This window comes from Acinetobacter sp. GN11 (genome assembly GCF_054823985.1).
In genome coordinates, this window is record NZ_JRVL01000302.1 from 1 (window position 1) to 756 (window position 756).

Genomic DNA, 756 nt, shown 5'->3' on the forward strand with positions numbered 1-756 from the left:
CGGCTTTGCTGTGCCTTTTTTTCTCCCAGAGAAGGCACAGGCTTTTTTATCTCTTTTGAAACAACAAGAATTTATAACGGTAAAACTATGCCAACTTTAGAAACATCTTCCAAAAAATTACAGGTAATTCATACCGCAATAGAGCTGTTCAATCTCTATGGATTTCACAATGCGGGCGTGGACTTAATTGCCAAAGAATCCAAAATTCCTAAAGCCACTTTTTATAACTACTTTCACTCAAAGGAGCGGCTTATTGAAAGGTGTGTCTCTTTTCAAAAAAGCCGATTGAAAGAAGAAGTGCTGGCAATTATTTACTCAAGCCGTTACCGAACCTCAAGCGATAAACTCAAAGAGATTATTGTTTTACATGTCAATTTTAATAGTCTGTACTATCTATTGCTTAAAGCTATTTTTGAAATTAAAAAGATTTACTCTCAGGCCTACCAAATCGCAATTGAATATAGAAAATGGCTGCTTCGAGAGCTTTTTGATCTGGTTTTTAGTTTGGAAAACCGCCCGCTAAAACCCGATGCCAATATGGTTTTAAACTTAATCGATGGTTTGATGTTCCAGATTTTAAGCTCAAATAGTTTGGATGAAAGGGATGTGGTGGTGGTGAGGTTTTTGGGTGGGAAATTAAATAAATAATTCCACAGAGATAAATTATAGTTTATAAAGCTAACTTTAAAGTAAAGTTAAAAGTATCAAATCTTTATAACTATTTTGAATGGATAGAAAGCCAATAAGGTTATTTTA

The 756-nt window shown here is 34.1% G+C and carries 1 protein-coding gene; it reads left to right on the plus strand.

The annotated features are described in order from the left end of the window. Nucleotides 1–87 precede the first annotated feature (87 nt). Nucleotides 88–648, plus strand: a complete 561-nt coding sequence (locus NL42_RS18585; protein ID WP_461313874.1) for a TetR/AcrR family transcriptional regulator — start codon at nucleotides 88–90, stop codon at nucleotides 646–648. Nucleotides 649–756 lie beyond the last annotated feature (108 nt).